At 73.0% G+C, this 6,678-nt stretch carries 6 protein-coding genes; 5 read left to right on the forward strand and 1 reads right to left on the reverse strand.

Annotated elements, in window-relative coordinates:
* Window positions 1-256 precede the first annotated feature (256 nt).
* From ACFV61_RS26020 to ACFV61_RS26035, 4 genes are all read left to right on the forward strand, one after another.
* Entirely contained in the window at window positions 257-1,609 is a 1,353-nt protein-coding gene (locus ACFV61_RS26020; RefSeq protein ID WP_380494178.1) for a phosphomannomutase/phosphoglucomutase, read from the forward strand.
* A 261-nt stretch (window positions 1,610-1,870) separates the two neighbouring features.
* Complete coding sequence (locus ACFV61_RS26025; RefSeq protein ID WP_380494180.1) at window positions 1,871-2,683, forward strand: MFS transporter; 813 nt, start codon at window positions 1,871-1,873, stop codon at window positions 2,681-2,683.
* The gene (locus ACFV61_RS26030) at window positions 2,626-3,213 is read left to right on the forward strand and encodes an MFS transporter (RefSeq protein ID WP_380494186.1); all 588 of its coding nucleotides are present in this window, start codon (window positions 2,626-2,628) and stop codon (window positions 3,211-3,213) included. The genes ACFV61_RS26025 and ACFV61_RS26030 overlap by 58 nt, the downstream gene beginning before the upstream one ends.
* A gap of 122 nt (window positions 3,214-3,335) precedes the next feature.
* On the forward strand, window positions 3,336-4,556 hold the full coding sequence (locus tag ACFV61_RS26035; protein WP_380494182.1) for a hypothetical protein: 1,221 nt from the start codon (window positions 3,336-3,338) through the stop codon (window positions 4,554-4,556).
* A gap of 130 nt (window positions 4,557-4,686) precedes the next feature.
* On the opposite strand, the gene ACFV61_RS26040 is transcribed toward ACFV61_RS26035, so the two are convergent.
* Window positions 4,687-5,415, reverse strand: a complete 729-nt coding sequence (locus ACFV61_RS26040; protein ID WP_380494184.1) for a TNT domain-containing protein — start codon at window positions 5,413-5,415, stop codon at window positions 4,687-4,689.
* A 559-nt stretch (window positions 5,416-5,974) separates the two neighbouring features.
* Between ACFV61_RS26040 and ACFV61_RS26045 the strand changes: the two genes are divergently transcribed.
* The gene (locus ACFV61_RS26045) at window positions 5,975-6,613 is read left to right on the forward strand and encodes a hypothetical protein (protein WP_380428760.1); all 639 of its coding nucleotides are present in this window, start codon (window positions 5,975-5,977) and stop codon (window positions 6,611-6,613) included.
* Window positions 6,614-6,678 lie beyond the last annotated feature (65 nt).

The raw sequence follows: 6,678 nt of genomic DNA on the forward strand, positions 1-6,678 counted from the left end.
CTCTCACACCCGCGGGGGCGGGCGGGCGCGGGCGGCCGGCCCCCCCCCCCCCCCCAGGGGGCGGCTGTGTTCGGGGGGGGCACCCCCCGGTGGTGGGGCCCCCGGGGGGGGGCCCCAAACGCGAGCACCACGGCGGAACGGGAGTTCAGCAGCCGGAAGATGGTCGCGGACACCCTGGACGGCTACCGGGTGGCCGTGGCACGCCGTCGGCAGTCGGCGCCCGCGGCCCCGACCTCGACCTCGTGAAGGGGTGACCGTGTCCGACTACGCGCGGCTGGTCAAGGCCTACGACATCCGCGGGGAAGTCCCCGCCGAACTCGACGGTGAGGTCGCGGAACGCATCGGCGGCCTGTTCATCCGGTTCACCAACGCCCCGCAGGTGGTGGTGGCCAGGGACATGCGCCCGTCCTCCGCCATGCTCGCGCGGGCGTTCAGCGACGGCGCCCGCCGGGCCGGTGCCGACGTCATCGACGCCGGGCTCGGCTCCACCGACTACCTCTACTACGCCAGTGGATCGCTCGGACTTCCCGGCGCCATGATCACCGCCAGCCACAACCCCGCGAAGGACAACGGCATCAAGCTGTGCCTGAGCGGCGCGGCCCCCCTCGGGGAGAACACGGGCCTCGGCCGGATCCGCGACTGGCTCGTGGCGGGGGAACGTGCCACACCCGCCGCGTCCCGCGGCGCCCGTACGGAAAGACCACTCCTCCAGGAGTACGCGGCACACCTGCGGCAGCTCGTCGACCTCACCGGGATCCGGCCCCTCAAGGTCGTCGCCGACGCGGGCAACGGCATGGCCGGCCTGACCGCCCCGGAGGTCTTCGCGGGCCTGCCCGTCGACCTCGTCCCGCTCTACTTCGAACTCGACGGCACGTTCCCCCACCACGAGGCCAACCCCATCGACCCCAGGAACCTCGTCGACCTCCAGGCCGAGGTCCGCCGGCAGGGGGCCGACATCGGACTCGCCTTCGACGGTGACGCCGACCGCTGCTTCTTCGTCGACGAAGGCGGTCAGCCGATCTCACCGTCCGCCGTCATCAGCCTGATCGCAGGCCGGGAGCTGGCACGGCACCCCGGCTCGGCCGTCGTGTACAACCTGATCACCGCCGAGGCCACGGTGCGGAGCATCCGCCGCCACGGCGGACGCCCGTTCCGGTCCCGCGTGGGGCACTCCCACGTCAAGGCGCTCATGGCGCAGCACGACGCGGTCTTCGGTGGAGAACACTCCGGGCACTACTTCTTCAGGGACTTCTGGCGTGCCGACAGCGGCATGCTCGCCGCGCTCCACATGCTGGCCGCCCTCGGTGGACAGGACCGGCCGCTGTCCGCCGTGATCGCCGCGCACAGCCGCTTCGCGCTGTCCGGCGAACTCAACTGCGTCGTCGCCGACGTCGCGGCCACGATCCGGGAGGTGGAGGAGCGATACCGGCACCGGGCCGGGGTGACCACGGACCGGCTCGACGGTCTGACGGTCGGCCTGCCGGGCGGAATTCGGTTCAACCTGCGCCCCTCGAACACCGAACCGGTCCTTCGGGTCAACGTGGAGGCGCACGACCAGGAGACCATGGAGCACCTCCGGGACGAGGTCCTCGCGTTGATCCGACCGTAAGACGTTTCTGACGGTACGTCGGGGAGTGTCCGGGTTGCGACAGGTCGGCCGGTGACGCCGGTAGTCTGCTCCCGGATCGCGAAGCGGGTGATCGCCTCGACTCGGTATCCGGGGTCGGGGTCGGTCATCGGCGTGGGCGGCGGATTCCCGGCGGCCTGACCCGGCCTCGCCCCACCCCTGCCTACGGCACTTCGAAGAAGGGCATCCCATGGGCTTGGCCCCGTCCTGCGACCATGTCGACGGCGGCGCAGGGGTGTCGCCATGACGGCGCCCGTCCCCCCGGGCGCCGCACGGCTGTTGACCGTGTGCGTCGCCTCCGTCGGAGGGCTGCTCTTCGGCTACGGAATCGGGGTGATCGCCGGAGTCCTGCGGCTGGTCGCCGACATCTTCACCCTGTCGTCGTGGCAGCAGGGGGCGGTCGTGTCGGCCGCCCTCCTCGGCGCGGCGCTCACCGCCCTCACCAGCGGGCGGCTGGCGGACAGGTTCGGACGCCGGCCGGTCATCGGCGCCGCCGCGGCCGTGTACGCCCTCGGAACGGCGGCCTCGGCGGCGGCCTCGGGCTCCACCACGCTCCTCATCGGGCGGTTCCTCGTCGGACTCGCCCTGGGGGCCGTCTCGTTCGCGGTCCCGCTGTACATCTCCGAGATCTCTCCGCCCGCCCGGCGCGGCGCGCTCGTCACACTGAACCAACTCATGATCACGATCGGGCTCCTGCTGTCCTACGTGGTGGCCTATCTCCTGGAACCCGCGGGAGCCTGGCGCTGGATGCTCGCTCTCGGGCTCCTGCCCGCCTGCGTGCTGCTGGTCGGCATGTGCCTGGTGCCCGAATCGCCGGACTGGCTGCACGCCAGGGGAGACACCGCCCGGGCGGCCAGCGCCGCCCGGCGCCTGTCTCCGCCCGACCCGGTGGCCGCCCCGCGACGGCGACCGCCACCCGGCCCACCGCCGGCTCCGCGACCGCAACCGTCGCCCGGCCCGTCGCCGCCCCCGCCGCGAGCCTCCGGCAGGCCTGCGCGCTGGCCGGTCCCCGCTGGGTCGCACTGGGACTGGCGATCGCCGTCCTGGTCCATCTGACCGGTCTGAACACCGCGATCTACTACGTGCCGACCATCCTGGGGGGCAGCGGCATGACCGCTGCCGGAGGCATCCGGGGAGCCGTCCTGGTCGGGCTGTGCAACGTGGCCGCCACCGTCGTCACCATCGTCCTGCTCGACCGGGTCGGCCGCCGGAAGACGATGATCGGAGGACTGCTGGTCATGGCGGTCGCGGCCATCGGCATCGCGGTCGCGCAGCCACTCGGGCACACGGGGGCGCCGACCGCGGCGCTGCTGTGCGTCTTCATAATGGCGGGAGCGGTGGGCCCCGCCGCCGTCTTCTGGGTCTACATCGCCGAGATCTACCCGGCGGGTGCCCGCGGAGTGCTGATGAGTCTGGCCACCGCGGCCCACTGGGGAACCGACTTCGTCGTGGCGACCACGTTCCTCCCCCTCGTGCAGGAGCTGTCGCTCGGCGGGGCGTTCGGTGTGTACGCGGCGATCAGCGCGGCGTCCGCCCTGGCCCTGGCCCGCTGGATGCCCGAGACCCGTGGCCGATTGCTGCTGTGACCGGGCCGGGCGCGAGGCTCCCGCGCTCGCGCCCGGGCTGGGCTTCGCCCGCCGCCACCTGACGATGCGCCAGAATTGCCGTCAGCCGAGCAATCAGCCGCGCGTCCCCGAAGGTAGGCATCATGACCCGCTACAGCGTCGACCCGAACCGGCACGAGCTCATCGCCACCTGGGGAACCGGCGAAGGCGACCTCGCCACCCGGATCACCGCCCTCCCGGCCGACGCACCCAGCGCCACGCTCCTGCGCCTGGCCGGCGCGCTGACCCGCCTGTCGGAGGCGGCCTGGCGGACCTACACCCATCCCGCCAGCGCCGCCGGCTCCCTCGAACCCGACACCGAAGGCTGGCGCCGCGAGCAGGAACGCGACACCTTCAGCGACGTCGCCGAAGCCGTGGCCGCACCGAACCTGCCCCACGGCGGCCTGCTCACCGTCTCCTACAGTCCCCTGCTGGAATCCGCCCACCAGGCCGGCCGCGCCCTGCACGCCCTCGACGAAACCGAGTTGACGAAGGCCGTCCTCGCCGAGACCGTCACCGAACTCACCGCCGTCGAGAGCGCCGAACTCGGCAACCTCACCGGCCGCGCCCAGCAGGCCGTCCTGCTCAGCCGCGAGGACGCCTCCCCCGTCCAGGTCGCCGCCGCCGACCACCTGCTGGAGCAGAACCCCTTCGGCTCCCTCGCCCTCTTCTCCGACATCGACCCGACCGCCGCCGCCGTCGCGGCCGCGCACTGGCTCGCCGCCGCGGCCGAGGTCGCCGCCGACGCCTCCGGCCACGACGCCACCGCCGTCCTGCTCGAAGCCGACAACATCGAGGACCTCCCGCACCAGACCCCCACCCTCGTCCTCGAACTCCTCGACGCCGGTCACACCCCCCACGACGCCGTCACCGGCCTCGTCCGCCACGCCCTCCACATCGCCGACGGCCTCCTCCCCGACCCCGCCGGCCTGCGCGAACAACTCGAAGACCTCGACGGAGCCCTCGACGACTACACCGAGGACTACACCGACGACGAGGAGACCGACCCGGAGGACACCGGCCTGCGCCTCACCCCCCTCGACCCCAGGCGCCCCGCCCGCGACCTCCTCGAAGACCTCCTCGCCGGCATCCACGGCTGCTGGGTCCTCCACACCGAGTACGACGACCTCGACGAAGAGCACCTCGGCACCGACGACGCAGACCCGGACGGCGCAGGCCCGGACGACGCGGACCTGCACGACGCGGACCTGGACGACGCGGACCTGGACGACGAACGGGCCGCACAGCACCGGCACCAGAGCCGCGAGAACTTCGCCCGCCTCGTCCGCGAAACCGCCGCCCGCCACCGCGACCGGCTGCTCTGACCGCACCTCCCCGCTCCGACGGGGACGGCGGAGTCGCCCCTGCCCCCCCAGCAGCAGCGGGGGCAGGGGCGGTCCAGAGGTTGCCGTCAGCCTCTCCGCAGGCCGCCGTCGGCGCTCTGCTTGCCGCCGGTCAGGAACCGGTGGGGGTGACGTTGCACTGCTCTGCCTGGAGTTCGCTGAGGTAGCCCTTGGCGATGAGGTTGTTGACCTTGTAGCCACCCTCAAGCCCTGAGGGCGCGAGGGCCGGGTCGAGCCACTCCTGCACGCCTCCGCCGGGCATCCCGTAGAAGGCGGCCACGTGCCCCTTCTGCACCCTGAACTCCTTCTCGGCGGACAGGCAGTGGTAGCCGCCGTTGAGGGCGTCGGGTGTCACCGCCATCTGGACGAAGGGCGTTCCGGGATCCGCGAGGTACCCGCCGCCGTTCAGGATGTCGCCGAACCGGATCAGCTTGGTCCCGATCGGCACCGTGTACACCGTCTGGTCGAGCTTGCCGTCGAGCCGCTGGAAGCCACGGTCGGGCGCGTACGCCCACCGCTTGTCCGTCGCGTCGTAGTACAGCTGGACGAAGTGGCTGGCACTGAGCCCGCCGAAACGCTGGTACCCCCTCAGCAGCGTGGCGGCCGGTTCGTCGTTCGGGATGGCGGCCGGCCCGAATCTCTCCTGGGAGCAGTAATACTTTCCGGCCATCGGCGAATCGGTGGCGTCGGGCGGCGGCGGGCAGTCGTCGGGAACGACCGCCACCGCCCGCACGGACTGCGCGTTCACCGGCTGCGCGGCAGCGGCGCCGCCTGCGGCGGTCAGTCCGGTGATCGGGAGGGCGCAGGCCAGGGAGGCGGCGAGCATCATTCGCACACGCATTCAGTACTCCGGTTTCGTGGGGAGGGAGCAGAGGGGGCGCCACGGCGGGGAAGGGGGAACAGGCACACGACACAGGCCGCGAGGGGGACGGCACACAGCAACCGCCCACACCGTGCGCGATGGCCGCCGACGGCGGGACGGAACGTCAACTACTGGTGTTGGCTGCGGAATCCGGCGGTTTCGCCCTCGTCCGCGTTCTCCTGACTTCTCCGCCGTGTCCGGCGCCGCTTCGAAGTCCGCTACTCCGCACCCTCCCCGGAACCGGCCGATTCCCCGCTCAACCCGACCGGGCCACATCCGGGCGTACGGCCTGGCGGTCCCCTTCCTCGGCGGCGGGGCACCCGGGCGGCTGCTGCCGGTGGCGGCAGGCGACGGCCCGGCGGGTCGCCCGGCCGGCGCCGCCCGCCGAAAGTGCTCCGTGCCGTCCGGACGGCCCAGCACCGCTCGTGGTCCGGGCGTGCAGAACAAAGCATGGAGAGCACGAACCGGGCGGCTGCGGGCATGCACGTGCCCGCCGACGGCCGAACGGTTGTGCGGGATGACCGGAGGGTTGTGCGTGATGCGTACGCTGTACACCAGCCAGGGCGGCGGCCCCCGGCTGCCGCGGAGAGTGGCCGCCCTGGCCGCGGCGGCAGGAACGGCCGTCCTCCTCGTGGCGTCGTGCTCATCCGGGAGCTCCTCCGGGCCCGCGACGCCGACGAACGCGGCGGGGGCGACGCTGTCGGAGGCACCCAACCCGTCGAGCTTCTCCGGGGAGCCGCCCTCCGCCTTCGCCTCCGCGCTGGAGTCGGCCTCGGCCTCGGTAGCCGCGCGCTCGGCCTCGGCGGCGGCCGCCGCCTCCGCGTTCGAGGCATCGGCGGACGCGCAGGCCGCGCAGAACCGGGCGAAGGCGACCGAGGTGCTCAAGACCGTGGAGGGCCCCGGCAACGCCACCGCCGACATCACCCTGACCGGCGTGCCGCGATCCACCACCGGCGGCCTCCACGCCGCCGTCGTGACCATCGTCAACAGCACCCGCGAGGCCGCTTCCTACGCGGTCCAGGTGGACTTCACCGACGCGTCGGGCCACGCCGTCGACTCGGCGATCGTCGGCGCCGAGAACCTGGCCCCGGGCGGGAAGGCCAGTCCGATCGCCTTCAGCCGCCAGCCGGCCGATCTGGCCCTGGTCCCGGTCGTGGTGAAGGCCCAGCGCTACTGAGCCCAGCGCTCCTGAGCACACCCCGACCGGGCAACGCCCGACGTCCCGCCGGCTTCCCGTGCACC

The sequence above is a fragment of the Kitasatospora sp. NPDC059817 genome (assembly GCF_042731835.1).
Lineage (GTDB): Bacteria > Actinomycetota > Actinomycetes > Streptomycetales > Streptomycetaceae > Kitasatospora.

What these genes read in the sequence shown, in the direction of transcription:
- ACFV61_RS26045 (WP_380428760.1), top strand. Translation starts at nt 5,975, where the DNA reads ATGCGTACGCTGTACACCAGCCAGGGCGGCGGCCCCCGGCTGCCGCGG.
- ACFV61_RS26025 (WP_380494180.1), top strand. Translation starts at nt 1,871, where the DNA reads ATGACGGCGCCCGTCCCCCCGGGCGCCGCACGGCTGTTGACCGTGTGC.
- ACFV61_RS26035 (WP_380494182.1), top strand. Translation starts at nt 3,336, where the DNA reads ATGACCCGCTACAGCGTCGACCCGAACCGGCACGAGCTCATCGCCACC.
- ACFV61_RS26040 (WP_380494184.1), bottom strand. Translation starts at nt 5,415, where the DNA reads ATGCGTGTGCGAATGATGCTCGCCGCCTCCCTGGCCTGCGCCCTCCCG.